This window comes from Ciceribacter sichuanensis, assembly GCF_024055605.1.
GTDB classification, from domain to species: domain Bacteria; phylum Pseudomonadota; class Alphaproteobacteria; order Rhizobiales; family Rhizobiaceae; genus Allorhizobium; species Allorhizobium sichuanense.
The window spans coordinates 159,050-184,477 of record NZ_JAMXLX010000004.1; the positions used below are offsets into that span (position 1 = coordinate 159,050).

Below are 25,428 nucleotides of genomic sequence, written 5' to 3' on the forward strand. Positions count from 1 at the left end.
AAATTCGTTGCTGATCAGACCCAGTGATCCGGCATTTTTGCACCCGCCGCCGTCATGCCGGGCTTGCCGGCATGACGGAGAAGGATGCCTTGCTTTTGAATACGACCCGTTCAGCAACTGAAGGTCGGATGGAAACAATACCTCCAGCCCTCAGCCCGCGACGCCGCGTCTTGCCTGCCTGTCGGCCACCTGCCTTTCAAGAGCCTCGGCCAACTCCCCCGCAACGGCTGCCGCATGTTCGGCCACCTGCGGCAGGCCCATCAGCTCGCCGAATGTGCCGCGCGCCAGAGGACCGGCGATGAAGAGGTCGGGCGCAGCCTCGCCGTTCGCCCTCAGTGCCCGGGATTGGCAGTCGCAGGAAAGCCCGAGCCCCGTCGCGCAGAGCGACAGGTAGCCCTGTTCCTCCAGTTGGGAAAAGAAAGGCTGCGAATGAAGTATGCCGTCATGGGCTGGCCCGGTGGTCACCACCACGGCATCGGCCTCGATCTCACGCTCGATACCGCCATCTCGCAACCTGATGCCGACACGGATGTCATCACCGGAGCGTGTCGCATAAGCGAGCGACGCCGCCAGGATTTCGAGGCGTCCGGCGGCGATGGCATCGTCCAGCACCTTTTCCACCTGCGGCGCGATGCGGAAGCGATGGACGTCCCAATAGACGCGGGCATGGCGGGTAAGCCTCTGCCGTTCGATGAGGGGCAGGGCTTTCCAGATTTCCTGTCCCTGACCGCGCACCGCATCGAGCACGGGATGCCAGGTGAAGCCGAGTGCTTCGGCCTCGCGCAGTGTCCGGCGGATGCGCGCCAGAAGATGCGACGCCGTGCGGGACGGTTCGGACACGAAATCCCCGAAGGCTTCCTGGGTGACGGCCGGATGACCGCGCGAACGCAGGCCGCGGCGCGATATCGAGACGATCCGGCCTTTATGTCCCCGACCGGCCAGCGCTGCCACCACATCGGCCGATGTCAGGCCGTTGCCGACAATCAGCACCCGGTCGTCAGGCCTGATACCATCGACGGCACCCGCTACGGTCGCGTCGGCAATGAAACGCGGATGACCGGAAAGGGCGGAGAGAACGCGCGGTGCCGCGGGTGCCGGGTGGCTGACGGCGAGCACCACATGATCGGCCTCCAGATCGGCGCCGTCCGCGCCACTCACCCGCCATTTGCCATTCGACCGGCGAAGACCGCTGACTTCGGTCCGGCGATGTTCGATCCGGCCGGTGGAAAGATGCGGCGCTGCCTGCGCGTAAGCATAGTCGCCGAAGACGTGCCGGCGCGGAAAGGGCAGTCCGTCGGCGGAAAATGCATCCGGATCGTCCTTCAGCGCGTCGTTCTCCTCCACCCAGCGGATGAAGCTTTCCGGATCGTCGGGATAGAGGCTCATGCGTCCGGCGGGCACGTTGATGCGGTTCGCCGCCTCGTCGGTGTCGTAGGCAAGCCCGGCGCCCAGCTTTTCGCGTGGTTCGAACACCACGATGCGCGCCGCAACGCCGGCTTGACCGTGTTCGGCCAGATGCACGGCGACCGCCGCGCCGGTAAAGCCCCCGCCGATGATCGCAACGACGGGTAGGGGAGCATAGGATGACATGTCGAAATCTCCGCAGCGTGGGACCGCGGCCCCACTTGTCTTCATCTCTCCCGACAGAAACTAGCCAACCACCGGCGGCAAACGAACGCATCCAATTCTATAGAATAAATGCGCAATAGATTTTCTTGCTACCGTTACCGATCCTATACGCTTGTGTGCCGGCTGTCGCACCTGTTCGAAATGGGGATCGAACGCCTCGCAAACCCGGCTTGCCGCGAAAATTCGTGACACTGAACGCCGGAAAATGAGGCGGAATTATCTCTACTAATTCTATGTATTGAACCATCATTAATGCAATCGAGAGGCCGGGGGCGGTCTCCGACAGCAATCAGGAGAGGAAACGACATGACCTTCAAACGCAGAGAACTGGCCGGCCTCGTTGCTGCCGCCACCCTGTTTGCCACCCTCGGTGGCGCCGCCGCTGCGGCGGCCGATGTGACCGTCAACATCGGTTACCAACCCATCGTCGAGCCGTCCCGTGTACCGCAGGCTGACGGCACCTATGAGAAAGCAACCGGCGCCAAGATCAACTGGCAGAAGTTCGACGGCGGCGCCGACGTGATCGCGGCCATCGCATCGGGCTCGCTCGACATCGGCTATGTCGGCTCCTCGCCGCTGGCCGCCGCCGCAAGCCGCCAGCTGCCGATCGAGACGATCGCGCTCGTCGGCCTGATCAGCGAAGCCGAAGCGCTTGCCGTTCGCAACATTTCCAAGCCGGAAGAACTCGCCGGCAAGAAGATCGCGACGCCATTCGTTTCGACCGCGCATTACAGCCTGCTCACGGCGCTGAAGCACTGGAACATCGATCCGAAGTCGGTCGAGATCCTCAACCTGCGTCCCCCGGAAATCGCCGCCGCCTGGGCTCGCGGCGATATCGATGGCGCCTATGTCTGGGATCCGGTCCTTGCGGAGATCAAGAAGTCCGGCACTGTGCTCGCCACCTCGGCCGACGTCGCCGATTGGGGCGGCCCGACCTTCGACGCATGGATCGTCAGCAAGAAGTTCGCCGATGCCAATCCGGATATCGTCGCGACCTTCGTCCGGGTGACGGGCAATGCGACCGCCGCCTATCGCGCCAACCCGGATGCGTGGAGCGCGACCTCGCCCGAGGCCGAAAAGATTGCCCGTCTGACGGGCGCCAGGCAGGAAGAGGTTCCAGCCCTTCTCAAGGGCTATATCTTCCCGACGCTCGAAGAGCAGGCCAAGGCCGATCTCCTAGGCGGCGGTACGGTCAAGGCGGTCGCCGCGACCTCCGCCTTCCTCAAGGAGCAAGGCAAGATCCCCACGACGCTCGATGACTACTCCGCCTACGTCTCGCCGCGCTGGGTGATCGAAGCCTCGAAGCTGTCCTTCTGATCCCTCCTATGATCCTTGCGAGCGGCCCGGCAAACGGCCGGGCCGCTCCGCCCCCCGCATTCACCGGAGCCCTGACCATGAGCACCTTGTCCTTTCGCGACGTCTCGTTGCGCTATCCGCCGAGAAGCGGTGATGCAGATGTAGGACGCAGGTCACCTGTGCTGGAGCGCATCAACCTGACGCTGAAGGCCGGCGAGTTCATCGTCGTGATCGGTCGTTCCGGTTCCGGCAAGACCAGCCTGCTCAACCTTGCCGCCGGTTTTCTGACGCCGTCCGAAGGCAGTATCGAGGTGGATGGCAAGCCGATCACCGGGCCGGGTGCGGATCGCGCCGTGGTCTTCCAGGACGATGCGCTTTATCCATGGCTCGATGCCCGCGAAAACGTGGCGTTCCCGCTCAGGCTGCGCGGTATCGACCAGAAGCAGCGACGCGCCCGCGCCGATGAACTGCTGGATCTGGTCGGCCTTTCCGGTGCCGGAAACCGCCGTATCAGGGAGCTTTCGGGCGGCATGCGCCAGCGGGTTGGCATTGCCCGGGCGCTGGCCTCCGATCCCCGTTTCCTGCTGCTCGACGAACCGCTCGGCGCGCTGGATGCGCTGACCCGCAGCAAGATGCAGGGCTTCCTGCTGGATGTCTGGGCAAAAAGCCGGTCCGGCGCGCTGCTGATCACCCATTCCATCGAAGAGGCGCTTCTGCTCGCCACCCGCGTCGTGGTGCTGTCGCCCAATCCCGGCAGGCTCGCCGCCGATATCGAGACCGGCTTTGCCACCGATCTCCTTGCCGGAGCATCGATTGGCCAGATCAAGGCCTCGCCGCTCTACAAGCGCATGCATGACGGGCTGACCGGACTGATCCATTCCACCGCGGACGAAAACGAGGAGGCCGCATGACGATCCTGAGCGAAATCCGGGCCGAATATGCCGAAGTAGGGACCCCCGCCCGCCCGCCGCGGCGAAAACCGGTCGTGCCGCTTTATGTCTATTCCGGCCTCACGGTACTTGCCATCATCGCCATCTGGTGGGTGGCGGCCGCACTGGAGCTTGTGTCGCCGGTCTTCCTGCCGTCGCCCGCGGTCGTTGCCGTCTCGGCCTGGAACCTCGTCACCGTTGGCTTTGTCGACAGCACCCTGCTGGAACATGTGACCGCAAGCCTCGGCCGCATTCTGGGTGCTCTCCTGGTCTCGATCCTGATCGGCGTGCCCGCCGGCATTGCCATCGGCACCAGCCGCATCGGCCGAGGCATTCTCGATCCGATCGTCGAATTCCTGCGACCGCTGCCGCCGCTCGCCTATCTGCCGCTGATCATCATCTGGGTCGGCATCGGCGAGGCCTCCAAGATCACCGTCATCGCGCTCTCCATGCTGCCGGCGATCATCCTGTCCACCGCGGCAGGGGTGAAGTCGGCCTCGTCGGATCATGTGAATGCCGCCCGCTCCTTCGGCGCGACCCGAGGCCAGCTTCTTCGCCATGTCATCCTGCCATCGGCACTGCCGTCGATCCTCACCGGTATCCGCATCGCGCTCGGCACCGGCTGGTCGACGCTGGTCGCGGCCGAACTCGTGGCGGCCACCCGCGGCCTAGGCTTCATGATCCAGTCGGCGGCGCAGTTTCTGGTCACCGACGTGGTGATCGCCGGTATCGGCGTCATCGCCCTGATCGCGATCCTGCTGGAACTCGTCGCCCGCGCGCTGGAGCGATGGCTCGTTCCCTGGGCGGGAGAAAAATAGGCATTTTCCCGCACTGGCCGTATGATCTTCCCGGCGTTATGAGGGTGGCCGGAGAAAGAAATGTTTACCCTCAAGCAGCGCGAAACCTTCACGCAGGATATCAAGAAGAGCCGTTTCATCGCCCATGCCGCGCCGGTCGCGAGCGAGGACGAGGCGAAGGCCTTCATCGCTGAAGTGTCGGATCCCTCCGCCAACCACAATTGCTGGGCATGGCGTATCGGCCAGGCCTATCGCTTCAGCGACGATGGCGAGCCGAGCGGCACGGCTGGAAAGCCGATGCTTCAGGCCATCGACGGTCAGGCGCTGGATGGCGCGGTCGCGGTGGTGACGCGCTTTTTCGGCGGCATCCTGCTCGGCAGCGGCGGTCTCGTCCGCGCTTATGGCGGCACTGCGGCCACCTGTCTCAGGGCGGCGGAAAAGGTCGAAATCGTTCCACGCACTTTGGTCCGCTTTGGTTGCGGCTTTTCCGATCTCGCGCTCGTCAGGTCACGCCTGCTCGGCGTTCCCGACTTGAGGGTGGAAAAGGAGGAGTTCGGTGCGGAGGGCGCATGGCTCGATGTCGCCGTTCCGGTTGCGGAAGCCGAAACCGTCATCCGCATGGTCACGGACCTGACGAGCGGCCGAGCGCAGATCGATACCGGCGACTGATCGAAACGCGGCGCTCGCCGGTATCAGGACCTTAGTTGGTGCCGTTATCCGGGCTTGCCTTGTCCTTGGAGGCAAGCTGCTTCCAGGAATTCTGCTGGGACATCATCGAGCGCAGATAGGCGACGTTGGCATCGGCCTGCTGCGGGTTGAGCTCCTGCCGGGCAACCTGTTCCGCTTCCTGGAAACGGCCCTGCAGGCCGATCACCAGCGCGAGGTTCTGTCGCACGCGACTGTCTGCGCCCGGCTGCTGCGAGGCGGATTTCAGGTAGGTCTCGGCGGTGCGGAGATCGCCGCCCAGCACGTAGGACATGCCGAGATTGGAGAGAATGGTCGGTTCGTTCGGCTTGATGTCCAGCGCCATGCGGTAGCGCGAGCGCGCCTCGTTCGAACGGCCGAGCTGATCGAGAACGGCACCTTCGGCAGAATAGAGCCGCCAGTCGGGACGGTCGGGCGTCTGTGCGCGGCCGATCGTGTCGAGCGCCTTTTCAAGCTGGCCTGCAGCGGCCTGCGCCTTGCCCAGCGCTGCCAGCACTTCGCGATCGGACGGATTGGCGATCGCCACCTGCTGCATCACGGCCAGCGCCTGCGCGTTGCGGCCGGTCATCATCAGCACGTTGGCATAGGTCATGCCGACATTGCGGTCCTTCGGATTGCGCTCGTAGGACTTCCCGATGCTATCGGCGGCGCTGGCGAGTTCCGGCGCGGTCATGCTCTCGACCGGCTTGGAAAGCCGCGGGATCGAACCGGTGGTTACCGAGCGGTCGGGACGGGAAGTGGAAGAGCAGCCGGCCAGCACGCTTGCCGCCATCAGCAGGCAGATGCCGCCGAAAACTCTCATCCGGTGGCCCGCGTCCAACCGATGATGCGAAGAGGTGTGCCGAATAACCATGTTCCTGTTCCTGCTGCAGTGACGTTTGCGCGCCCTGCCATGGTGAAAAGCGGCGCAACCTCCACTCCAGCAATAATCTGTTAACCCTAACGGAGTGTTAATCGGGTCCACGGTCGCGGTGATTCCGTCCGCACCGATGCCGCCCGACCCGTTCCCGCCCGCACCTTCTCTGAAAGACAGCCAATGGCACCCTATCAGTATATCGAGAGACACAATCCCTTCAGCTCCAGGGGGGGGCATACGCTGCCTGTCTTTGCGGTGACACCGGCGCATGTGGAGACCGGCACGATCGATCCGATCGCGCTCGACTGGGCTCGCAAGGCCGGCTTCAAGGCGGAGGCCGGCTCGGTGCTGCTCATCCCGACCGAGGACGGTCATCTTGGCGGTGCTCTCTTCGGCCTTGGCTCGAACCCCTCGGAAAACCCGTTCCTCACCGGCAAGCTCGCCCGCAGCCTGCCGGCTGGCGACTGGCACATCGAGACGGCGCCGTTGACCGCAAACCGTCTGTTGCTCGGCTACGGTCTCGGCTCCTACAGCTTCGACCGCTACCGTTCCGAGCGTCCGGCCGAGCCCAAGCTGCTGATCCCGCAGGATGCCGATGCCGCCGACATCAAGCGCCAGCTTGCCGGCGTCTTCCTTGCCCGCGACCTGATCAACACCCCGACCAACGACATGGGTCCCGCCGATCTCGAAAACGCCTTCCGGGCGCTGGCGGAACACTACAAGGCCGAATTCACCTCCATCGTCGGCGATGAATTGCTGGAGAAGAACTTCCCGCTGGTCCATACCGTCGGCCGCGCCAGCACCGTCGCGCCCCGCCTTCTGGAAATGCGCTGGGGCAAGAAGGGGCATCCGCGCGTTACCCTCGTCGGCAAGGGCGTCTGTTTCGATACCGGCGGCCTCGACATCAAGCCTGCCTCGTCGATGCTCTTGATGAAGAAGGACATGGGCGGCGCCGCCAATGTTCTCGGTCTGGCGCTGATGATCATGGACGCCAAGCTCAAGATCGACCTGCGCGTCATCATCCCCGCCGTCGAGAATTCCATAGCCGGCAATGCGTTTCGCCCGGGCGATGTCTACAAGAGCCGCAAGGGCCTGACGGTCCAGATCGACAATACCGATGCCGAGGGACGTTTGATCCTGGCCGATGCGCTTGCCTATGCCGACGAGGATGCACCGGACCTGCTGATCGACATGGCGACGCTGACCGGTGCCGCCCGCGTAGCGCTCGGCCCCGATCTCCCGCCCTTCTTCACCGATGACGAGGATCTCGCCCACGACATCGTCGATGCAAGCCTCGAGACCGACGACCCGCTGTGGCGCATGCCGCTCTACAAGGGCTACGAGAAAAACCTGCGCACTCCGATAGCCGACCTCACCAATGCACCGGCCGGCGGAATGGCCGGTGCGATCACCGCCGCGCTCTTCCTGAAGCGGTTCGTCGGCAAGTCGAAGAGCTGGGTGCATTTCGATATCTTCGGCTGGGCCCAGTCCGAACGGCCGCATTCGCCGATGGGTGGCGAAGCGCAAGGTATCCGCGCGCTCTACCGCTTCCTGCGCACCGGTCTGAAGTAATGACGTCAAGAGCGGCGGCCTGTGGTCGCCGCTCTTGCAATGCCGCGGCGATTGCCGGAAAAGAAATCTGCAAACGACGTCTCGGATCCGCCCATGACTGTTGAACTGACCGCCACGGAGGCGCTCGGCCTCTGGCACAAGGTGACGCTGCAGCAAGTGCAGCAGGACAAGCGCGACCTGACGTTGCGCCAGATCGCGATCCTTCTCGAGATATATCTCGTGCCGCCGCCGCATACCGTCCGTGGCCTTGCCGCGACCTTGAACGTCACCAAGCCGGTCATCACCCGTGCGCTCGACACCATGGGCGAGATGGGGCTGGTGGATCGCGTCCGCGATGAGCGCGACCGCCGCAGCGTCATCGTGAAACGCACCGTGGGCGGCGCGCTGTTCCTCGAAAAATTCGGCGACCTGATCATCGAGCAGGGCCGACAGCTGAGCTATTGAGACATCCATGAGCAACACCGAAACGATCCTCGATCGCAGGCTCAACGCCTACCGCGTCGATCTGGCGGATGCCGCGCTCAAAGGACAGGTGGAAGCGGCCCGTTTCGTCGAGGGGTCCCCCGCAAGACTGGCAGTGCCGGTCGCAGCCCTGCGGCCGAGGCCCGACCTTTCCGTCGGCATCGATACCGAAGTGCTTTTCGGCGAAGAGGTAACGGTGTTCGATCGGGCAGGCGGCTTCGCATGGGTGAAGGCCAGGCAGGATGGTTACGTCGGCTACCTGCCGGAAACGGTGCTTTCCGATGCTTCGCCAGCCCCGACCCATCATGTCGTCGTGCCGCGCACCTTCATCTATCCGGGGCCGGACCTGCGTTTCCCCGTGTCGTCAACTCTTTCCATGGGCAGCCGCATCACCGTCGTCGGCGAGGCCGAAACGCGGGGCACGCGCTATCATCTCCTGGTGGACGGCCGCGCCATCGTCGCCGGCCATTGCCTGCCGGTCGGCTCCTGGCCTGATGATGATTACGTCGCCATTGCCGCCCGCTTCCTCGAAACGCCCTATCTCTGGGGCGGACGTTCGGGTTTCGGCATCGATTGCTCGGGTCTCGTGCAGCTTTCGCTTCAGATGACCGGACGAAGCGCGCCGCGCGATTCCGACATGCAGGCAGCGGGCCTCGGAACGGTCATTTCGCGCGAAGAGCTTCGCCGGGGCGATCTGGTCTTCTGGAAGGGGCATGCCGGTATCATGGAGGACGAAAGCACGCTCCTTCATGCCAACGGCCACACCATGACCGTGGCGCGCGAGGATTTCGACGTCGCCGTCAAGCGCATCGGCTGGCTCTACGACATGCCGACCGGTTACCGCCGCCCGATTGCCTGAAAGCTGCGCACCGATCACAAATGCGTATGCCCCTTTTCGTAAGGATAGCGCTGTCATTATATCTGATAACGAAATGGTCAGCCGGCAAAGGAGCGCGGCGGATCGTGTCGATGCGAAATGAGGATGCGATGTCGGACAGTGAACGGATGAGGCAGGGACCGAAGCTGGGGGGCTTGAAACGCACCCTGATGGCGGGGCTGGCTGTTGCCGTTTCCTTTTCGTCCCTTCTCGATACGGCATCGGCCGCTGACGGACTTCGCCTGCCGAATACCTTCGAAAAATCCGGAGGCGATTCCTATCCCGACCTTCCCGGTGTCCGTCCCATGCCGCCCGGCGGTTTTTCTTCCGACTCGGGCTATGATTGTCACACCACGACGCGCTTCGTTAACCGGGGCCGCGAAAGCCCCCTTCGAAGCGGCGATGGCGTGCCTGTCGTGATCTACCGCTGCACCAAGGATGGCATGGTCTTCGAAGGCCGCAATCCTCCCTCCAGGGGCTGGTATCCCGGCGTCAATCCGCGCAACATCGACTGAACCGCGTGGGATCGCTTGCCTCCTCGCGCATGCGTCGCCACCATGGCCGCGAATCGTCACGTGCATTGGAGACCACAGGCATGCCGCATCATCCCGCCCGTCAATATGTCCAGGAAACCTGCGGCGTCTGCAAGCTCTTGAAATCGACGCGCGAAATGACGGCGTGCGATGTCGTGCGTCCCTCGCTTGCGGAAGAACTGGACCGTACCACGCCGGACTGGCGCTCCACCGGCTGGATCTGCCACGACGACCTGCAGGAATGCCGCCGCCGCTCCGTGGAGGACATGATCCGCCGTGAGCGCGGACAGTTGAGCGAACTCGACCGGGAGGTCATCGAAAGCATCGCCTCGCATGAGGTGGTGACGGAGAACACCGAGGAGAGTTACGAGGAGACCGTCACCCTCGGCGACCGCATTGCGGATCGGATCGCCTCCTTCGCCGGCTCCTGGACCTTCATCCTGTCCTTCCTCTTTTTCCTCGTCGCCTGGATGTTCGTCAACGCCATCCCGGCGATCTTCACGAGCTTCGATCCCTTTCCCTTCATCCTGCTCAATCTCTTCCTGTCGATGACCGCCGCCTTCCAGGCTCCACTCATCATGATGAGCCAACGCCGGCAGGAGGAGAAGGACAGGCTGCGTTCGCAGAACGACTACCAGATCAACCTCAAGGCCGAACTCGAGATCCGGCATCTGCATGAAAAACTGGATCATATCCTCGTGGGACAGTGGGAAAGACTGTCGAAGATCCAGGCGATGCAACTCGAGCTTTTCGAGGAGTTGTCGGAGACGCGAAAGTCCCCGCGCTGACCATCGGCCAGCCGCGTAAAGCAATGCCACTCCGGCCGGAGCCGGTTGCTGCATTTCGATCGTCTGTAAAGCTAGGTACTTGATCCGGCAGTGATTGAGTCCAGCTGTGCTTGCCTCGGCCCCTGGGTCCTGACCCTGGATAAGCTCTTGATATGGTTCCGCGCGCTGGCACCGGCCGCCGATAATAGGATAAAAAACTTCACAAGCCCCACACTAGATTGCGTGCCTACGAATATAGAAACATGCGTATTTCACATTGGGGTGAGAAGATGAATGAAATTGTGAACACCGGTCTGCTGAGGCAGATCGATGGGTTATACCAGATGTTGTCGCATCCTCTGCAGGAGCAGGCTTCAAGCAAGGGCATCAAGATCAAGGTTACGGCGCACTATCTTGATTTCATCCGGGAAAGCGAAATCGTACGGATCGCGCTCAAGCATCTCGTTTATGCCGGCGACATCATCAAGTATTTCGACTACTATTTCACGTCCGTCGTGCCTGTTCGGTTCAATGGTCACAAGCTCGTTGATTATTCGATCCCGAAATATCACGAAATTCACGGTTACGACTTCGGCCCGATCTACTTCCCGTCGTTTTCAGAGCCAATGGTGACCACCGAGCAATATCTGGACTTCGCAAAGCTGAGCCCGGGCTGCGTGGTCCTCGATCTCGGCGCCTATGCAGGCCTCACCTCCATCATGTTCAAGGACATCGTCGGGCCAACGGGAACCGTGATCGCGGTCGATGCCGACGCCCAGAATGTCGCCGCGATCGAAAAGAATTTCAGACACTACAAGCAGCGGACCGCAAACGACATCGAGCTCATCCATGCTGCAGTCTGGAGCCATTGTGACGGATTGGAGTTCTCCTCCGAGGGCAATATGGGGTCCAGCGCCTCGCAAATCGTCGGTGGACGACGCGGCGATGTCGTGTTCGTCAAATCCCTGACCCTTGATGCCATCGCCGCGATGAAGAGCCTGGAACGGCTCGATTTCATAAAATGCGACGTTGAAGGCGCAGAGGCGGTGATCTTCGAAAACGCCGAAATACTGCATCGACTGAAGCCGCGAATCATCATCGAACCCCATTTTGTCGGCGGTGTATTGACGATTCAGAAATGTGCGCAGGATCTGGCGAAGTACGGTTACGTTTGCAAGCCCCTGACCCAGATCGGCATCGACATCCCGTTGCTGGAAGCTCATCCGCCGATTGGCTGACGCAAGGTATCCTGGCGAGCTGGTGTCTGGTTCCGGCCTCTGATGGTGCATCTTCAGCCAGGAATGGAGGGATGCACCATGGGTCGGATTCTGCATGACGGAAGGGTAAGCATTGCCGGAAATCCGGATGCGGCCATCGGCCTCAACGATCAACCGATCGTAACTGCCATTGATCCTGGTGAAGGCTTTCAGGTCATCTTTTCGCATGGCCGAGGAGCCGCTTGAGCCCCATTCTGACGGCCGCTGCCGCAGTACCTTTCGCGATGCACGGGCGGTAGCGAAATGGTCCTCCTTTGGCGAGGACCTTATGTTTCAGGAAGAGGCCCATGCAGACCTTCCGTGTACTTCGCTGTGTACCGGAAGGATTGCCTAATCCTTGAAACTATTGAGAAAACCATATTTCTCAAAATGGAATGGTGCCCAGAAGAGGACTCGAACCTCCACACCCTTTCGGGTACCAGCACCTGAAGCTGGCGCGTCTACCAATTCCGCCATCTGGGCGACGAAGAGCCGTTTAAAGGGGCCGACTCCGACTGTCAACCGACTTTTTGAAGTTTTCGTGTCAAAGATTCCGAACGGTATGAAAGAGGCCCGGAATACCGGGGCGGACAGTCTTGGAAAAGCCATGATGTCGCGGAGGATTGAACACGCTCGGGGGATGATGACGCCAGGCGTCGTTTTCCGGGCGGCAGGCAGAAAAACGGCTGGAGAGAAAGCCGTGACTGCTGCGATTGCCGATGCGGGGAAGGGCGCTCCCGATGTCCGTCGATGGCGGGCAAGTCTTCTGGCTGGAGGTAACATGATCAGATTGTTTGGAAAAATCCTTCTGGGGGCCCAACTGGGCCTTGTCGGATTGTCGTCTGTGGCAGCGCAGGCGGCAATGCCGATGACTGAGGTCGCGCCGGCCGCTGCAGAGCGGTCCGGGGTCGTCAAGGTGCAGACCTATTGCGATGCATATGGCTGCTACGAAACCCGCCGTCCGCCGGGCTACCGTCCGCCACCGCCGCCGCCGGGCTGGGACGATGGCTATCGTCGCCCGCCGCCGCCCCGTTGGGACGATGACTACCCCCGTCGGCGCCCGCCGGGCTGGGACGACGGTTATTATCGCCGTCCGCCGCCGCCGCCGCCACCGGTCTACCGTCGTCCTCCTCCGCCGCCGGCCTATGGCATGCCGCCGGGACGCAACTGGAACCGCCACGTGCGCTGGTGCCTCGACCGCTACCAGTCCTATAACCCGCAGACGAACAGGTTCCTGTCCTCGAGCGGTTACTTCAAGGTCTGCCGGTCTCCCTATTACTGACCGGTCTGATTGCAATCCGGAAAGGGGTGGGCGAAAGCTTGCCCCTTTTTCAATTCTCGTCCGAGGCACCGCTTCCGCCCGTGGCCGCCTTCACCCGGTCCGTATGGCCGAGATCGCGCTCCGGCTCGATGATGTCGCGAAGCCGCTGCTTCAATTCCTTCGGACCGGGGAAACCGCCATCGCGCTTGCGCTCCCAGATCAGGTCGCCATTCACCCGGATCTCGAAATTGCCGCCGGTGCCGGGAATGAGCGCCACCTCGCCAAGACTTTCCGGAAACGTCTGCAGCAGCTCCTGCGCCATCCAGCCTGCGCGCAGCAACCAGTTGCACTGCGTGCAGTAAAGTATCGTGACCCGCGGCTTCTCACTCATCGTTTTTCCGTTCCTCATCACTCGTCTTCACGAAAAAGTTAACCTAAATAATCATGTTTTACCGTGGGCCGCTTGAGCAAGTCTGCCGCCCCGGCCATTAGCATAATCACAGGATACCAAGACCCGGAAAACAAAACCCGGAAAACGGAACAAGGAGTGCCGATATGTCCAACCCCGCCGATCGCGATCGGCTGATCGTGCCCCAGCTTCAGCCCGTCTACGCCGGAGGTTACGAGACGGTGGAAACCGTGCTTCGTGTGCTCGCAGGCGTTCTTCTGGTCACCCATGGTTACGGCAAGATCATAAACCCCTTCGGCGCCGTGGGAATGGTCGAGAGCCTCGGATTTTACCCCGGTATCTTCTGGTCTCCGCTTCTTTCGGCAACCGAATTCTTCGGCGGCATTCTGGTTGCCATCGGGCTCTTCACCCGTCCAGCCTCCTTCGCGGCAATGATCGTGCTGCTGGTCACGGTCTATTTCCATGGGATCGTGAAGGCCGAGGGGCTGGGCGGCGCGGAAAAATCGATCCTCTGGGCGGCGATCTTCCTGTTCTTCGCCTTCCGGGGCGGCAATCGCCATTCGGTCGATGCGCGTCTCGGGAAAGTCTTCTGAAGCCCGGCCGCTGACTGGGCGCTCACAGGCTTGAAGAGCGCCGTCCGCCGTGGTCATCTCCTCGCCGAACGAATCGGCGGGAGACGGACCATGCGCGTGGCGATTATCGAGAACACCGGATATTCGGATCCGGGCCAGGTGGGCGTGGCGCTGGCCGAGGCGGGAGCGATTGTCGAGGTTATCCGCGCCTATGCCGGAGAACCGTTGCCGGCGAGCGTTGACGCGCATGACGCTCTCGTTGTGCTCGGCGGCGAGCAGAATGCCCGTGACGACGAAAAGCACCCTTACCTGCCGGTGCTTGCGACGCTGATGCGCGAATATGCGGATGCCGGCAAGGCCGTGCTTGGCATCTGCCTCGGCAGCCAGATTCTTGCCCGGGCCTATGGCGCTGAAAACCTGATCGGTGCCGCCCCCGAATTCGGCTGGCGCAGCATTTCCCAGACGAGCGAGGGCAAAGACGACCCGGTGATCTCCGCCGCCGAACAGGCGGGTGGAGACTTCCTGTCCTTCCAGTGGCACGACGATACCTTCACGCTTCCGTCCGGCGCCGTGCATCTCGCCGGCAATGGCGTTGCCGCCAATCAGGCCTTTCGCGTGGGACGTGCCGCCTATGGCATGCAGTTTCATTTCGAGGCGAACCGTTCGGTTGTCGCGGAATGGAACCGCCTGTTCCCGGAACTGGTCGAGCGCAAGGAGCCCGGCTGGCTTATCCGTCATCCGCAATATGCTGAGACGCAGGGAGCGGCCGCTGAAGCCGCCGGCCTTGCGATTGCCCGTGCCTGGGTATCCCGCATCTGATGACAGGCCGAACGGCTCTGTATGACGATCCAAGGGCGAGAGAGGGCGATGACGGCAAGCGAACGGGACAAGATGGCCGCCGGCCTCTGGTACAATTGCATCGATCCGGAACTCGACCTTCTGCGCAACACGGCGCGAGAGGCGGTTCATCGTCACAACACCCTGCCGCCGGCGGCGCGCGGGTCCGCAGCGCCGGAACTCGTATCGCTCTTTGCCGGTTTCGGCGAAGGCGCGTTCATCGAAGCGCCGTTTCATTGCGGATATGGGTTCAACATCACGCTCGGCAAGCGCGTCTATCTCAACGCCGGTTGCGTCATCCTCGACAGTGCCGCGGTTACGATCGGCGATGGCTCCATGCTGGGACCGGCGGTGCAGATCTATTGCGCCGAACACCACAAGGAGACGGCCTTGCGCGCCGAGGGCATCGAGATCGCCAGGCCAGTCACCATCGGCCGTGACGTATGGATCGGCGGGGCGGCGGTCATTCTTGCCGGCATCACCATCGGCGACGGTGCGATCGTCGGCGCGGGCGCCGTGGTGACCCGCGACGTTCCGGCGGGCGAAACCGTTGTCGGCAATCCGGCAAGACCGTTGACGCGCACATGAGAAAACGAAAACCGCCGAAACATTGACCCGTGTCAATTCACAGCGCATCGTCTGCATTATGGTGACATCCGTTCTGCCCTCTGGAAAACACCGATGAGCCTTGTTGCCTTTGCCGCCGCCGTGCTTCTTCTGTTGCTGACGCCCGGGCCGACCAATACCCTGCTGGCGCTTTCCGGCGCGGCGAAAGGCGTGCGGCGCTCCCTGCCGCTGATGGGGGGAGAGATTGCCGGTTACATGACGACAGTCATACCGCTGGTGACGTTTGCAGGCCCCTGGCTGGAAAGTCAGCCGCTGGCTGCCAATGTCGTGCGGCTCTGCGCCGCCGCCTGGGTGCTGACGCTCGCCGCCAAGCTCTGGGTCATGCCTGTCGGGCAGTCTGGCGAGAGTTACATCGGTGCACGCGCCGTCTACTGGACGACGGTGATGAACCCGAAGGGGCTGATCATTGGCCTTGTGCTGGTGCCACCCGTCGGCTTCCCCGCGACCTTTGCCTATCTCGGCGTTTTTGCCGGGCTGATTCTCGTGGTCGCAAGTCTCTGGCTGAGCTTTGGTGCCGCGATCCTTGGCCTGATCAGCCGGCGTCATCCGGCTCTGATCGGACGTGTCGCAGCCGGCTTTCTGGTCTTCTTCGCCGTTGCCCTGACAGGCCAGGCCGTCGGCTGGGTGTAATCGTCTCTCGGGGTTCATAGCAGGCTCTCTATCCCTGTTGTGCAGGTCCCCTGTCCGATTCCTGTTCGCCACGCGTCCCCGATTCACCGCTAACCGGACATGCCGAAACCTTCACGCGCGGTCTCCCGCCGTGGTTGGATCATTTCGGTTCCCTTTCCGGCCTTTCGGCCAAGGGATCGGTCGGGGCGCTGGAAGCTGCCTCGTAAAGTAAAAATATGTGACACCTTCCGGCGCCCCGTTCGGTGTGTTTTTCCGGACGAACTCGGTCTCTCTGCGCGGATGACGGCACCTTTCCCAGGGTTGCGCTCGCGAACATTCTCGTTCGTGACGCCACGAAAGGCCGTTTTGGCGGCCAGTCGCCGGTCCAGTCATGTGTGCCCTGCAGGCACGCCCCGCCCTGTTTCAGGCGAGAGGGAGACCATTCTCATCCAGCCCCCGGAGCCTGTTCCGCGTTTCGAACAGACAGCCGGATCACCGGTCCCGCCTCGCCGGCAACGCAAACCGGTGTAACCGCGACGGGACGGGGCCATTCTAGGCCAGGCACAGAGCGCGGGGATTTGGAGGGAAAACGGGGAAGAAAGGGGGGCACCGCGAAACGAGGTGAAGCCTGCCCCTCATCCCCCTGCCGGGACCTTCTCCCCGCGGGCGGGGAGAAGGGGTCTGGGGCACGGCGCAGAACAGACGCGGGACGAGCCGCAACGCTTCCGTTCCCGCTCCTCGCCTGCGGGGAGAGGGGCAGCAGGGGTGAGGGGCTTTTTCGCCGGCGGCTCTTGGAAGGCATTGCCTGCAAAGGGGGCGGGCCGAAGGAACGTAGGGCAAGGTTGATGACGGTGTGTACCATCCCGGTTGACGGCAAAATCGATCCGCCCCCTTTCCGATCCGGCAAGCTGCGGTTACTTCTTCGCAAGACACTGCCCGGCACTGCAATTGCGAAAGGACATCCGATGGACCGAGCCCATGATCCAAGCCAGCTGGAAATGGTGGTGCTGATGACGCCGGACATGGCGAATTTTTCCGGCAAGGTGCATGGCGGCGCGCTGCTGAACCTGCTGGACCGGGTGGCCTATTCCTGTGCCTCGCGCTTTTCCCAGCAATATGCCGTGACGCTCTCGGTCGATCAGGTGGTGTTTCGCCAGCCGATCCATGTGGGCGAACTGGTGACCTTCTCGGCTTCGGTCAACTTCGCCGGCCGCACCTCAATGGAAATCGGCATCCGCGTCGAGGCCGAGGATCTGCGCACCGGCGAGCGGCGGCACACCAATTCCTGTTATTTCACCATGGTGGCGGTCGACGCGGAGGGCAAGCCGACGCCGGTTCCGGAACTTGCGCTTGAAACAGAAACAAAACGCCGGCGCGCGCGCCAGGCCGAAGTGCGCCGTACGCTCCGCCGCGAATTCGAGGCTCGCTTCCGCGAGCTCAAGGAAGGCAATGACTGAGGCGGGATATATCCGCACTTCTCATGCGGCCGGTCTCATGACCGGCCCGAAAGCCCATGCAGCGATCCGTTGAATAGGCTCAGGCGATGACCGTCTCGTCTTCGACCGGAGCCTCGGGAGCATTCTTCTTGATGGATTCGGCGCAGTTTTTTGCGCTGGACTTCGACGAGTAGGTCTCGGACCGGACCATGATCTCGCCGTTCGATGCCCGGAAGCGGACGAAGGTTTCGCCGTTCTTCGCCTCATCGATTTCGAAGCGATAGCCGCTGCCGGTTTCTTCCTTCGTCAGGTCGACAATGGCCGCGTCGGGGGCGTTCTTCTTGATCGAGTCGATGCAATTCTTGGCGCTTGCCTTGGATGCGTAGTTTTCAGACCAGACCATGACTTCCGAATTGTAGACGAACTGGATGCGGAAAGCGCCCTTTTCATTCTTCAAGATCTTGAACTTGTGCATGTTTCCTCCGGACACCGACGTCGGCGCTGCTTTCGCCCGACAACTGTCAAGAATACTTAGAATGCAATTTGAGGAAGCACAAGATGCATGGCTACGCGTCGATCGGTCGAATGCGATCCGTACGGTTAGGAGGCTGGAAAGCCTGTAACCACGCTTCCCCTCTTCGTTAAGGCCTCGCTCAGTTTTGCCGGCCAGTGTCGCGCCGGAAACTGAAGAGGAAGATCATGCGGGCAATGATGAAGCGGGACGCGGCGAACACGAATTCCATCTGGGGAGTGCTGACGGGAATGGCGGGCGCGCTGGCGCTTCTTGCCGCCACGCCTGCCTTTGCCTGGACCCAAGCGGAGATCGACGCCGCGATCGCCACACTCGACACGCCGGAAGCCCGGCTTTGCCCCGAATCGAACGGCTCGAAGCTCGAGCTTCCCTACGAGATCAAGGACATCAACGGCGATGCCATCGACGAGATCATCGTTCATCAGCAGGCGAGCGGCGCTGCCAGCTGTTTCGGCCATGCCGGCTCTGAAATCAGCCTGCTGATTTCCGACGGCAAGGGCGGCTGGACCGACACCTTCGGGTTCCCCGGTTCCGATCTCGCCTTCCATCCGCGCACCGATAGCGACTGGCCGGATGTCGAGATCCTCGGCCCCGGTTTCTGCTTTCCCGTCTGGCGTTACCATGAGGGCAGCTACGGCATCTGGCGCACCTGCGAGGACGGAAAGCTCGTCTATGCCGAGGGACTGCGCGACAACGCCGTGCCGAGCGGGTTGGCGAGTGGTGTGGCGAAGCCGAAACCGGCGAGCCATTCGGGCGGAAACGGCATTGGCACGCTCTCTCCGGTCGAGGTGATCGACGTCGCCTCCCTCGATGGCATTCCCTATGACCACAACGGCTCCATCATGATCGTCGACGGCGCGAAGGGCGTCATCGTCTATGACCATCCCAAGAACTCGATCGCCGGCACCGTGAAGCGCGGCACCGTGCTCTTCCGCGGCAAGCCCTGGGACATGAACAATCCCGACGGCGCCTCGATCGACGGCGTTGCCCACACCTTCAAGAAGGGATGCGACGCGACCGAATATCCCGTGCGCGGCCGCTACCACGTCATGTACGGCATGTCTCAGTTCACGCTGGAAGGAGCGGCCCCGATCCGCTCCAAGACCAACTGCGACATCACCGGCCACTCCATGACCAGCGGTAATGCCAGGCTGAAGTTCGATATCGCCTGGGATTGAGGGACGTTGGAAAAGGGCGTGCGTTGAACCGCGCCCGTCAAAAGCCCTGAAAGAGGAAATCGGTGGCGGCTATGATATCGTCGGCCTTGTCGGAGAGATCGGCGACTTGTTCGCCGATTTCGCTTGCGGGCAGAGTTGCGATGAACTCAGTCAGCATAACACAGATGACGCCCTCAATTTCGAACCGGGGATTGAGCCGAGCAACATATTTGCTGATCAGATGCAAGCTTACGACCGGTGCGACCACGCGGGTCTCAAGATTGTCGAGCAGATTGCTCTGGAGATCGATGACAAGCGATCTGTCGTTCTTCAGTCGATAGACCTTGAAACGGGCCATCAGAACTGCCGATATTTCGCCAGCGGCAGACCGTGTTTTTCCACATATTCGTTTGCGGCCCGGATCGCGTCTGCATTCTCGATCCGCCAGCGCCGTTCCTTTTCGGCCTTGATCGCCTGCGCGATACCCTCCTCGGCGGCATGCGACACGTCGATCGAAAGATCGCGGGCTTCCGCGATCAGCGACTGATCCAAGGGAACTGCGGCAGTCTTTCTCGGCTGGGAAGCCATGGCCATCTCCGGTGCAACAGAGCCAAGGATAAGCCTTGCTGGCCCGGACGGAAAGCCCTCAGTCGTCCTTCATCTTCAGGGCGGCGATGAAGGCTTCCTGCGGGATGTCGACCTTGCCGAACTGGCGCATGCGCTTCTTGCCTTCCTTCTGCTTGTCCAGAAGTTTGCGCTTGCGGGTGGCGTCGCCGCCGTAGCACTTCGCGGTCACGTCCTTGCGCATGGCGGAGATGGTTTCGCGGGCGATGACGTTGCCGCCGATGGCCGCCTGGATCGGGATCTTGAACATGTGCCGCGGGATCAGGTCCTTCAGCTTTTCGCACATGTCGCGTCCGCGCTTTTCTGCAGCCGAACGGTGGACCAGCATCGACAGCGCGTCGACCGGCTCGCCATTGACCATGATCGACATCTTCACGAGGTTGCCCTCGCGATAGCCGTGCAGGTGGTAGTCGAACGAGGCATAGCCCTTCGAGATCGACTTCAGGCGGTCGTAGAAGTCGAACACCACTTCGTTGAGCGGCAGTTCGTAGGAGAGCATGGCGCGCTTGCCGACATAGGTCAGTTCCGTCTGGATGCCGCGGCGATCCTGGCAGAGCTTGAGAATGCCGCCGAGATAATCGTCCGGCGTCAGGATCGTCGCCTTGATCCACGGTTCGCGGATTTCAGCGATCTTCACGACATCCGGCATGTCGGCCGGATTGTGCAGTTCGCGCTCCGTGCCGTCGGTCATGGTCAACTGGTAGACGACCGAAGGAGCGGTTGCGATCAGGTCGAGGTCGAATTCGCGCTCGAGACGTTCCTGGATGATTTCCAGATGCAGGAGGCCGAGGAAGCCGCAGCGGAAGCCGAAGCCGAGCGCTGCCGAGCTTTCCATTTCGAAGGAGAACGAAGCGTCGTTGAGGCGCAGCTTGCCCATGGCGGCACGCAGGTCTTCGAAGTCCGCGGCATCGACCGGGAAGAGACCGCAGAACACCACCGGCTGGGCCGGCTTGAAGCCCGGAAGGGCGTGTGCCGTCGGGCGCTTGTCTTCGGTGATGGTATCGCCGACGCGGGTATCGGCCACTTCCTTGATCGAGGCGGTGATGAAGCCGATCTCGCCGGGGCCGAGGCTGTCGACATTGACCATCTTCGGTGTCAGCACGCCGACACGTTCGATTGTGTACTTGGCGTCCGTGCCCATCATGCGGATCGTCTGGCCCTTGGTCAGGACGCCGTCGAGGATGCGCACCAGAACCATGACGCCGAGATAGGTGTCGTACCAGCTATCGACCAGAAGCGCCTTCAGTGGACCTTTGTCGCCAAGCTCGCTCTTCGGAGGCGGCAGCTTGTGCACGATCGCTTCCAGAACATCAGGAATGCCGAGGCCGGTCTTGGCCGAGATCAGCACTGCTTCCGAAGCATCGATGCCGATCACTTCCTCGATCTGTTCCTTGATGCGGTCGGGCTCCGCCGCCGGCAGGTCGATCTTGTTGAGGACCGTGACGATTTCGTGGTTGTTGTCGATCGCCTGATAGACGTTGGCGAGCGTCTGGGCTTCCACGCCCTGCGAAGCGTCGACGACGAGCAGCGAGCCTTCGCAGGCCGACAGCGAGCGCGACACTTCATAGGCGAAGTCGACGTGGCCGGGCGTGTCGATGAGGTTCAGGATATAGGTGTCGCCGTCATTGGCCTTGTAGTGCAGACGCACCGTCTGGGCCTTGATGGTGATGCCGCGTTCGCGCTCGATATCCATCGAGTCCAGAACCTGTTCCGACATCTCGCGTTCGGCAAGGCCGCCGGTCAGCTGGATCAGCCGGTCGGCAAGCGTCGACTTTCCATGGTCGATATGCGCGACGATCGAGAAATTGCGGATATGGTCGAGGGGCGTGCGGTTCTGTGTGCTCATGGCTTGCGCATATAGCAGCGGTAGCGAAACCCGCAAAGGGGAAAGAATGCGCCGGCAGGACTATCTTTCCCCTTGCGGGCCGGGGGCTGCAGCCGGTTTTCCCTCATTCTCCGCCGTCTCGATCAGTGCTCCGGCATGGGGAACCTGCGCGCTCATCAATTCGAAGCTTTCCGCGTCGCTGGCCGGAACGGGCGCACGGACCCGGACGCGGGCCACCACGAAGAGGCCGTAGGCCGCTGCAACGAGGATCGCGCCGTAAATGAAGGTCTGTTCGCCGAGCACCGGCGTCAGCGTCGTGACCAGAAGCGGGACGAACACGGCGGACGCCGACCATGCAAGCAGCATGGTGGACGAAAGCGACACGAAATCCTCCGGCGCCGTGCGGTCGTTGGCGTGCGCATTGGCGATCGAATAGACGGTTTCGACGGAGCCCGCGAAAATCGAGAAGATCAGCATCAGAAGGACAAAGTGCGAGAAGGGCACGACGAGCGCCGCAAGTCCGACCACGACGATGAGCCCGGCAGTGAGGAGCAGCACCAGACGCCGGTCGATCCGGTCCGATACGATGCCCATGGGATACTGGATGAAGACGATGCCGAACTGCATGACGAACATCAGCAGCGCCACGTCCTGCTGGCCGACCCCGTTGCCGGCGGCATAGATCGGCGCAAAGCCCTGCACCATCATCGAAAGCCCGCCTGCGGCGAGAACGCCGACGAGGCCGACCGGCGATGCACGCCACGCCATCTTCACGTCGACGCTGACATGCGCCGGCGGCGGTGGATTGGGCAGGCGCGTCAGGCCGATGGGCAGTATGGCGATGGCCGTGAAGGCGACGGCGATCAGCGGAACGACATTGCCAGTGACCGGCATCTGCCCGAACACCCAGGCGCCGAGTCCCAACCCGAAGATATAGATCATGTAGAAGGCAGACATCGCCTTGCCGCGCCAGGAATTGGCGGCGGCATGGTTGAGCCAGCTCTGCGAGATGATGAAGTTGACATTGCCGGCCACGCCGTAAAGACCGCGGGCGAAGATCCAGGCCAGTGGATCGAGACCGAAGCCGACCGTGACCCAACTCAGCACCACCAACGCCATGGAGCAGGCGAAAACGCGCGCATGTCCGACCCGGCGGATCAGCGGTCCCGTGATGAAGCAGCCGATCAGGCCGCCGGCAGCCGATGCCGTCACCGCCGCACCCGCCGACCACGACGGCGCATCCGTCGTCGACAGCATGAAGGGAATATAGGCGAACATCATGCCGTTGCCGATGGCGACCACGCACATCGAGGCGATGATGCTGAAGATGGAAATGAGAGAGGCGTTGTGGGCCGGATGCTCGGACATGAAATCTGCGCTGGATGGGCTGGAAAGGATCGAATCGTCGAAGCCGGGATAGCCAGCGCGATACACTACTGATTAGGGGCAGGATTGCGGCAAGGCAAGCGCGGGCTGCGGCGCGTTCGCGACAGGAAACGTCATGACAGGCATCAGCGCTGCGCAGGTGCAGCGGTCCCCGCCGTTGGGGTTCAGCGGATGTCGCGGATCCAGAAGGAGAGGGGTTTCGGGCTTTCCGAGGTTTCGTCGAGATCCCGCCAGGAGAACGTGGTCCGAAGCTCGGGGTGATGCGTGTAGCCGCGTTTTGCCCAGAAACCGTTGAGGGGCACGTAATCCGCAGGCCGGCGCGGATGGTTGACCGGCCGCTCGACCGCGCAGAAGGTGCAGAAGGAAAGGGCAAGTTTTCTGGCCTGCGCCTCGCGTCCCTCGAAGAATTTCACCCCGATGCCGCGCCCTCGGTAGCTGGAGAGAAGCACACTTTCACCGAAATAGAAGAAGTCCTGCGGGTCATGCCCGGTGGCGATGAACGGTGCCTTCACCTCGTCGGTTTCAGCCGTCATAGGCATGCCGGTCGCCGCGCCGACGACCCTTTCGTCGTCGAAGGCCAGCACGAAAACCGAGCCTTCCGACTTCGCGTAGGTCGCCAGATACTTGTGCTCATAGGCGGGGTCGCCGTCATAGAGATAGGGGAAATCGCGGAAGACGGTGATCCGAAGCCGGGCCAGGTCGTCAAAGAAGGGGCTGGCGTCGCTGCCCGAAAAGGATTTGATTTCCAGAGTCATAGATTGTCTTCTAACGGTTTGGAGGCGTTTATAACGTCTCGAATCATTCGATCCAAGTTTGCATATGCCAGGGAGTTCTGCATGACCGCCGCCGACACCATCCGCGCCTATTACGATGCCTTCAACGCCCAGGACATGGAGCGCTTCCTGGCGCTTCTGACCGACGATGTTGCCCACGACATCAACCAGGGCGACCGGCAGATCGGCAAGGAGACCTTCGCAAAGTTCATGGACCACATGAACCGTTGCTACAAGGAAACGCTGACCGACATGGTCATCATGACAAGCGAGGACGGCACTCGGGGCGCTGCCGAATTCATCGTCAACGGCGAATATCTCGCGACCGACGAAGGACTGCCGGAAGCCAACGGCCAAACCTACAAGCTGCCGGCCGGCGCCTTCTTCGAACTGAAGGACGGCAAGGTTGCCCGCATCTCCAACTACTACAGCCTCCCGGACTGGATCCGTCAGGTTCAGGGCTGAACGGGCAGGCGCCGGGTTATATCGGCACTCATCGAAGGGCGGGCGGTCATTGTGACCTCCGCCTTTTTGTTTGTCGCTTGACTCCAGTATATGAGAAATGCATTCTCTAATAATGGAATCAATGGATGCATATTTCGAGAAGACGGTCGGAGAGCGGGTGAAGCGCCTCCGGGGTGAGTGCAACCTGACGCTCGACCAGTTGGCCGAGCTTTCCGGCGTCAGCCGGGCGATGATCTCCCGCATCGAGCGTGCCGAGGCAAGTCCGACAGCGGCTCTGCTGGCACGGCTTTGCTCGGCGCTTGGTGTTTCTCTCTCGGTTTTCTTTGCAAGCGCAGGGCCGGAGCCCTCACCGATCGCCCGACGAGAGGACCAGCCGATCTGGCGCGATCCGGAAAGTGGTTACCTCCGCCGCGCCGTCTCGCCCGGCGGCACCGGTTCGCGGGTGGATGTGGTCGAGGTGGAGTTTCCGCCCGGTGCCGAAGTGCGTTTCGAGGGGCAACAGGCCAGCCGCGTCCAGTGGCAGCATGTCTGGCTGTTCGAAGGCGAGATGGAACTGACGGTCGGCGAGACGATCTACACGCTTCGGCCCGGAGACTGCGTCTTCATGAATGTCGGCGATGTCCACGGCTTTCGCAACGCCACCTCGAAACCCGCCCGCTATGCCGTCGTCATCGACCTCGGCCACCGATAATTCCTGCCTCCCGGAGATGCTCCCATGGTCACGATCCGCATGCTCGACGAACAACAGGCGCTTGCCGCCCTGCCGGACCTTTGCGAGGTGCTGGCGGATTGCGTCGAGGGCGGCGCTTCCGTGGGCTTCATGTCGCCATTTACGCCGGAAGATGGCGAACTCTACTGGCGGGGCGTGGCCGCGGCCGTCGGCCGGCGTGAAGTTCTGCTCTTCGTCGCCGAGGTGGACGGTCGCGTCAGCGGCACGGTGCAGATCGGCTTTGCCTTGAAGCCGAACCAGCCGCACCGCGCCGACCTGATGAAGCTGCTCGTGCATCGCCGCGCGCGCGGCCTTGGCCTGTCGAAGCTGCTGATGCAGGCGGCGGAAGCGGAGACTGCGAAGCAGGGCCGCAGCCTGCTGGTGCTCGACACCGCGACCGGGGAACTGGCCGAGCAGATCTACGAAAAGCTCGGCTGGACCAGAAGCGGTGTCATTCCCGACTACGCGCTCTTCCCCGATGGCCGCTACTGCGACACCACCTTCTTCTGGAAGCGCGTCGGCTGAAG

Annotated in this window: 29 protein-coding genes and 1 tRNA gene; 20 read left to right on the forward strand and 10 right to left on the reverse strand. The window is 62.2% G+C overall.

The window, feature by feature from the left end:
- Positions 1-150 precede the first annotated feature (150 nt).
- Positions 151-1,590 carry an FAD/NAD(P)-binding protein gene (locus NBH21_RS13845; RefSeq protein ID WP_250914111.1) on the reverse strand — a complete coding sequence of 480 codons (1,440 nt, stop codon included), beginning with the start codon at positions 1,588-1,590 and terminating at the stop codon, positions 151-153.
- A 345-nt stretch (positions 1,591-1,935) separates the two neighbouring features.
- Between NBH21_RS13845 and tauA the strand changes: the two genes are divergently transcribed.
- The 4 genes from tauA to NBH21_RS13865 all read left to right on the forward strand — a co-directional run bounded on the left by tauA (position 1,936) and on the right by NBH21_RS13865 (position 5,320).
- Entirely contained in the window at positions 1,936-2,946 is a 1,011-nt protein-coding gene (gene tauA / locus NBH21_RS13850; RefSeq protein ID WP_250914110.1) for a taurine ABC transporter substrate-binding protein, read from the forward strand.
- Between the two features lie 77 nt (positions 2,947-3,023).
- Positions 3,024-3,836, forward strand: coding sequence for a taurine ABC transporter ATP-binding protein (locus tag NBH21_RS13855; RefSeq protein WP_250914109.1), 813 nt, complete (start codon positions 3,024-3,026; stop codon positions 3,834-3,836).
- Positions 3,833-4,672, forward strand: a complete 840-nt coding sequence (locus NBH21_RS13860; RefSeq protein ID WP_250914108.1) for an ABC transporter permease subunit — start codon at positions 3,833-3,835, stop codon at positions 4,670-4,672. Before NBH21_RS13855 ends, NBH21_RS13860 begins: the two co-directional genes overlap by 4 nt.
- 60 nt (positions 4,673-4,732) lie before the next feature.
- On the forward strand, positions 4,733-5,320 hold the full coding sequence (locus NBH21_RS13865; protein WP_250914107.1) for an IMPACT family protein: 588 nt from the start codon (positions 4,733-4,735) through the stop codon (positions 5,318-5,320).
- A gap of 31 nt (positions 5,321-5,351) precedes the next feature.
- Here the strand turns inward: NBH21_RS13865 and NBH21_RS13870 are convergent, their stop codons facing one another.
- On the reverse strand, positions 5,352-6,158 hold the full coding sequence (locus NBH21_RS13870) for a tetratricopeptide repeat protein (RefSeq protein WP_250914258.1): 807 nt from the start codon (positions 6,156-6,158) through the stop codon (positions 5,352-5,354).
- Positions 6,159-6,392: 234 nt separating this feature from the next.
- Here NBH21_RS13870 and NBH21_RS13875 point away from each other — a divergent pair, with 234 nt between their 5' ends.
- From NBH21_RS13875 to NBH21_RS13900, 6 genes are all read left to right on the forward strand, one after another.
- A complete protein-coding gene (locus NBH21_RS13875) occupies positions 6,393-7,784 on the forward strand; it encodes a leucyl aminopeptidase family protein (RefSeq protein WP_250914106.1) in 1,392 nt (463 codons plus the stop codon).
- A 93-nt stretch (positions 7,785-7,877) separates the two neighbouring features.
- The gene (locus tag NBH21_RS13880) at positions 7,878-8,228 is read left to right on the forward strand and encodes a MarR family transcriptional regulator (RefSeq protein WP_250914105.1); all 351 of its coding nucleotides are present in this window, start codon (positions 7,878-7,880) and stop codon (positions 8,226-8,228) included.
- A 7-nt stretch (positions 8,229-8,235) separates the two neighbouring features.
- Positions 8,236-9,105 (forward strand): C40 family peptidase, encoded by an 870-nt coding sequence (locus tag NBH21_RS13885; protein WP_250914104.1) that lies wholly within the window; start codon positions 8,236-8,238, stop codon positions 9,103-9,105.
- Between the two features lie 128 nt (positions 9,106-9,233).
- Positions 9,234-9,638 carry a hypothetical protein gene (locus NBH21_RS13890; RefSeq protein ID WP_252759575.1) on the forward strand — a complete coding sequence of 135 codons (405 nt, stop codon included), beginning with the start codon at positions 9,234-9,236 and terminating at the stop codon, positions 9,636-9,638.
- A gap of 80 nt (positions 9,639-9,718) precedes the next feature.
- Positions 9,719-10,444, forward strand: a complete 726-nt coding sequence (locus tag NBH21_RS13895) for a DUF1003 domain-containing protein (protein ID WP_250914102.1) — start codon at positions 9,719-9,721, stop codon at positions 10,442-10,444.
- A gap of 269 nt (positions 10,445-10,713) precedes the next feature.
- Entirely contained in the window at positions 10,714-11,661 is a 948-nt protein-coding gene (locus NBH21_RS13900) for an FkbM family methyltransferase (RefSeq protein WP_250914101.1), read from the forward strand.
- Between the two features lie 414 nt (positions 11,662-12,075).
- Here the strand turns inward: NBH21_RS13900 and NBH21_RS13905 are convergent.
- A tRNA-Leu gene (locus tag NBH21_RS13905) sits at positions 12,076-12,162 on the reverse strand.
- A 298-nt stretch (positions 12,163-12,460) separates the two neighbouring features.
- On the opposite strand from NBH21_RS13905, the gene NBH21_RS13910 reads away from it, so the two are divergent.
- A complete protein-coding gene (locus tag NBH21_RS13910) occupies positions 12,461-12,961 on the forward strand; it encodes a BA14K family protein (RefSeq protein ID WP_250914100.1) in 501 nt (166 codons plus the stop codon).
- Between the two features lie 49 nt (positions 12,962-13,010).
- Here NBH21_RS13910 and NBH21_RS13915 read toward each other — a convergent pair whose 3' ends face one another.
- Entirely contained in the window at positions 13,011-13,331 is a 321-nt protein-coding gene (locus NBH21_RS13915) for an Rdx family protein (RefSeq protein WP_250914099.1), read from the reverse strand.
- Positions 13,332-13,495: 164 nt separating this feature from the next.
- Here NBH21_RS13915 and NBH21_RS13920 point away from each other — a divergent pair, with 164 nt between their 5' ends.
- The 5 genes from NBH21_RS13920 (at position 13,496) to NBH21_RS13940 (ending at position 17,451) form a co-directional block, all read left to right on the forward strand.
- Positions 13,496-13,942 (forward strand): DoxX family protein, encoded by a 447-nt coding sequence (locus tag NBH21_RS13920; protein ID WP_250914098.1) that lies wholly within the window; start codon positions 13,496-13,498, stop codon positions 13,940-13,942.
- A gap of 90 nt (positions 13,943-14,032) precedes the next feature.
- A complete protein-coding gene (locus tag NBH21_RS13925) occupies positions 14,033-14,740 on the forward strand; it encodes a type 1 glutamine amidotransferase (protein WP_250914097.1) in 708 nt (235 codons plus the stop codon).
- Between the two features lie 48 nt (positions 14,741-14,788).
- Positions 14,789-15,346: a sugar O-acetyltransferase gene (locus NBH21_RS13930; protein WP_250914096.1), complete on the forward strand. Its 558-nt coding sequence runs from the start codon at positions 14,789-14,791 to the stop codon at positions 15,344-15,346.
- Positions 15,347-15,439: 93 nt separating this feature from the next.
- Complete coding sequence (locus NBH21_RS13935; RefSeq protein WP_250914095.1) at positions 15,440-16,015, forward strand: LysE family translocator; 576 nt, start codon at positions 15,440-15,442, stop codon at positions 16,013-16,015.
- 944 nt (positions 16,016-16,959) lie between these two features.
- Positions 16,960-17,451: an acyl-CoA thioesterase gene (locus NBH21_RS13940; protein ID WP_250914094.1), complete on the forward strand. Its 492-nt coding sequence runs from the start codon at positions 16,960-16,962 to the stop codon at positions 17,449-17,451.
- A gap of 79 nt (positions 17,452-17,530) precedes the next feature.
- On the opposite strand, the gene NBH21_RS26245 is transcribed toward NBH21_RS13940, so the two are convergent.
- Positions 17,531-17,905, reverse strand: coding sequence for a YegP family protein (locus tag NBH21_RS26245; RefSeq protein WP_425340421.1), 375 nt, complete (start codon positions 17,903-17,905; stop codon positions 17,531-17,533).
- A gap of 224 nt (positions 17,906-18,129) precedes the next feature.
- Between NBH21_RS26245 and NBH21_RS13955 the strand changes: the two genes are divergently transcribed.
- Positions 18,130-19,140, forward strand: coding sequence for a hypothetical protein (locus tag NBH21_RS13955; protein ID WP_252759576.1), 1,011 nt, complete (start codon positions 18,130-18,132; stop codon positions 19,138-19,140).
- Positions 19,141-19,177: 37 nt separating this feature from the next.
- Here the strand turns inward: NBH21_RS13955 and NBH21_RS13960 are convergent, their stop codons facing one another.
- From NBH21_RS13960 to NBH21_RS13980, 5 genes are all read right to left on the reverse strand, one after another.
- Complete coding sequence (locus NBH21_RS13960) at positions 19,178-19,477, reverse strand: CcdB family protein (protein WP_250914092.1); 300 nt, start codon at positions 19,475-19,477, stop codon at positions 19,178-19,180.
- Complete coding sequence (locus NBH21_RS13965; RefSeq protein ID WP_250914091.1) at positions 19,477-19,707, reverse strand: type II toxin-antitoxin system CcdA family antitoxin; 231 nt, start codon at positions 19,705-19,707, stop codon at positions 19,477-19,479. The genes NBH21_RS13960 and NBH21_RS13965 overlap by 1 nt, the downstream gene beginning before the upstream one ends.
- A gap of 58 nt (positions 19,708-19,765) precedes the next feature.
- On the reverse strand, positions 19,766-21,589 hold the full coding sequence (lepA, locus tag NBH21_RS13970) for a translation elongation factor 4 (RefSeq protein WP_250914090.1): 1,824 nt from the start codon (positions 21,587-21,589) through the stop codon (positions 19,766-19,768).
- Between the two features lie 60 nt (positions 21,590-21,649).
- Complete coding sequence (locus NBH21_RS13975; protein ID WP_250914089.1) at positions 21,650-22,936, reverse strand: MFS transporter; 1,287 nt, start codon at positions 22,934-22,936, stop codon at positions 21,650-21,652.
- Positions 22,937-23,118: 182 nt separating this feature from the next.
- A complete protein-coding gene (locus NBH21_RS13980) occupies positions 23,119-23,709 on the reverse strand; it encodes a GNAT family N-acetyltransferase (RefSeq protein ID WP_250914088.1) in 591 nt (196 codons plus the stop codon).
- An 81-nt stretch (positions 23,710-23,790) separates the two neighbouring features.
- Here NBH21_RS13980 and NBH21_RS13985 point away from each other — a divergent pair, with 81 nt between their 5' ends.
- The 3 genes from NBH21_RS13985 (at position 23,791) to NBH21_RS13995 (ending at position 25,426) form a co-directional block, all read left to right on the forward strand.
- Positions 23,791-24,192 carry a ketosteroid isomerase-related protein gene (locus NBH21_RS13985; protein ID WP_250914087.1) on the forward strand — a complete coding sequence of 134 codons (402 nt, stop codon included), beginning with the start codon at positions 23,791-23,793 and terminating at the stop codon, positions 24,190-24,192.
- A gap of 121 nt (positions 24,193-24,313) precedes the next feature.
- The gene (locus NBH21_RS13990; RefSeq protein ID WP_250914086.1) at positions 24,314-24,883 is read left to right on the forward strand and encodes a helix-turn-helix domain-containing protein; all 570 of its coding nucleotides are present in this window, start codon (positions 24,314-24,316) and stop codon (positions 24,881-24,883) included.
- A 24-nt stretch (positions 24,884-24,907) separates the two neighbouring features.
- The gene (locus tag NBH21_RS13995) at positions 24,908-25,426 is read left to right on the forward strand and encodes a GNAT family N-acetyltransferase (protein ID WP_250914085.1); all 519 of its coding nucleotides are present in this window, start codon (positions 24,908-24,910) and stop codon (positions 25,424-25,426) included.
- Positions 25,427-25,428 lie beyond the last annotated feature (2 nt).

Excerpts from the sequence above, each read along its gene's own strand:
- NBH21_RS13955 (WP_252759576.1), top strand. The coding sequence starts at position 18,130 with ATGCGGGCAATGATGAAGCGGGACGCGGCGAACACGAATTCCATCTGG.
- NBH21_RS13910 (WP_250914100.1), top strand. The coding sequence starts at position 12,461 with ATGATCAGATTGTTTGGAAAAATCCTTCTGGGGGCCCAACTGGGCCTT.
- tauA (WP_250914110.1), top strand. The coding sequence starts at position 1,936 with ATGACCTTCAAACGCAGAGAACTGGCCGGCCTCGTTGCTGCCGCCACC.
- NBH21_RS13880 (WP_250914105.1), top strand. The coding sequence starts at position 7,878 with ATGACTGTTGAACTGACCGCCACGGAGGCGCTCGGCCTCTGGCACAAG.
- NBH21_RS13990 (WP_250914086.1), top strand. The coding sequence starts at position 24,314 with ATGGATGCATATTTCGAGAAGACGGTCGGAGAGCGGGTGAAGCGCCTC.
- lepA (WP_250914090.1), bottom strand. The coding sequence starts at position 21,589 with ATGAGCACACAGAACCGCACGCCCCTCGACCATATCCGCAATTTCTCG.
- NBH21_RS13925 (WP_250914097.1), top strand. The coding sequence starts at position 14,033 with ATGCGCGTGGCGATTATCGAGAACACCGGATATTCGGATCCGGGCCAG.
- NBH21_RS13995 (WP_250914085.1), top strand. The coding sequence starts at position 24,908 with ATGGTCACGATCCGCATGCTCGACGAACAACAGGCGCTTGCCGCCCTG.
- NBH21_RS13915 (WP_250914099.1), bottom strand. The coding sequence starts at position 13,331 with ATGAGTGAGAAGCCGCGGGTCACGATACTTTACTGCACGCAGTGCAAC.
- NBH21_RS13845 (WP_250914111.1), bottom strand. The coding sequence starts at position 1,590 with ATGTCATCCTATGCTCCCCTACCCGTCGTTGCGATCATCGGCGGGGGC.
- NBH21_RS13870 (WP_250914258.1), bottom strand. The coding sequence starts at position 6,158 with ATGAGAGTTTTCGGCGGCATCTGCCTGCTGATGGCGGCAAGCGTGCTG.
- NBH21_RS13885 (WP_250914104.1), top strand. The coding sequence starts at position 8,236 with ATGAGCAACACCGAAACGATCCTCGATCGCAGGCTCAACGCCTACCGC.
- NBH21_RS13860 (WP_250914108.1), top strand. The coding sequence starts at position 3,833 with ATGACGATCCTGAGCGAAATCCGGGCCGAATATGCCGAAGTAGGGACC.
- NBH21_RS13930 (WP_250914096.1), top strand. The coding sequence starts at position 14,789 with ATGACGGCAAGCGAACGGGACAAGATGGCCGCCGGCCTCTGGTACAAT.
- NBH21_RS13940 (WP_250914094.1), top strand. The coding sequence starts at position 16,960 with ATGGACCGAGCCCATGATCCAAGCCAGCTGGAAATGGTGGTGCTGATG.
- NBH21_RS13935 (WP_250914095.1), top strand. The coding sequence starts at position 15,440 with ATGAGCCTTGTTGCCTTTGCCGCCGCCGTGCTTCTTCTGTTGCTGACG.
- NBH21_RS13890 (WP_252759575.1), top strand. The coding sequence starts at position 9,234 with ATGTCGGACAGTGAACGGATGAGGCAGGGACCGAAGCTGGGGGGCTTG.
- NBH21_RS26245 (WP_425340421.1), bottom strand. The coding sequence starts at position 17,905 with ATGCACAAGTTCAAGATCTTGAAGAATGAAAAGGGCGCTTTCCGCATC.
- NBH21_RS13960 (WP_250914092.1), bottom strand. The coding sequence starts at position 19,477 with ATGGCCCGTTTCAAGGTCTATCGACTGAAGAACGACAGATCGCTTGTC.
- NBH21_RS13855 (WP_250914109.1), top strand. The coding sequence starts at position 3,024 with ATGAGCACCTTGTCCTTTCGCGACGTCTCGTTGCGCTATCCGCCGAGA.
- NBH21_RS13965 (WP_250914091.1), bottom strand. The coding sequence starts at position 19,707 with ATGGCTTCCCAGCCGAGAAAGACTGCCGCAGTTCCCTTGGATCAGTCG.
- NBH21_RS13975 (WP_250914089.1), bottom strand. The coding sequence starts at position 22,936 with ATGTCCGAGCATCCGGCCCACAACGCCTCTCTCATTTCCATCTTCAGC.
- NBH21_RS13920 (WP_250914098.1), top strand. The coding sequence starts at position 13,496 with ATGTCCAACCCCGCCGATCGCGATCGGCTGATCGTGCCCCAGCTTCAG.
- NBH21_RS13895 (WP_250914102.1), top strand. The coding sequence starts at position 9,719 with ATGCCGCATCATCCCGCCCGTCAATATGTCCAGGAAACCTGCGGCGTC.
- NBH21_RS13980 (WP_250914088.1), bottom strand. The coding sequence starts at position 23,709 with ATGACTCTGGAAATCAAATCCTTTTCGGGCAGCGACGCCAGCCCCTTC.
- NBH21_RS13900 (WP_250914101.1), top strand. The coding sequence starts at position 10,714 with ATGAATGAAATTGTGAACACCGGTCTGCTGAGGCAGATCGATGGGTTA.
- NBH21_RS13985 (WP_250914087.1), top strand. The coding sequence starts at position 23,791 with ATGACCGCCGCCGACACCATCCGCGCCTATTACGATGCCTTCAACGCC.
- NBH21_RS13865 (WP_250914107.1), top strand. The coding sequence starts at position 4,733 with ATGTTTACCCTCAAGCAGCGCGAAACCTTCACGCAGGATATCAAGAAG.
- NBH21_RS13875 (WP_250914106.1), top strand. The coding sequence starts at position 6,393 with ATGGCACCCTATCAGTATATCGAGAGACACAATCCCTTCAGCTCCAGG.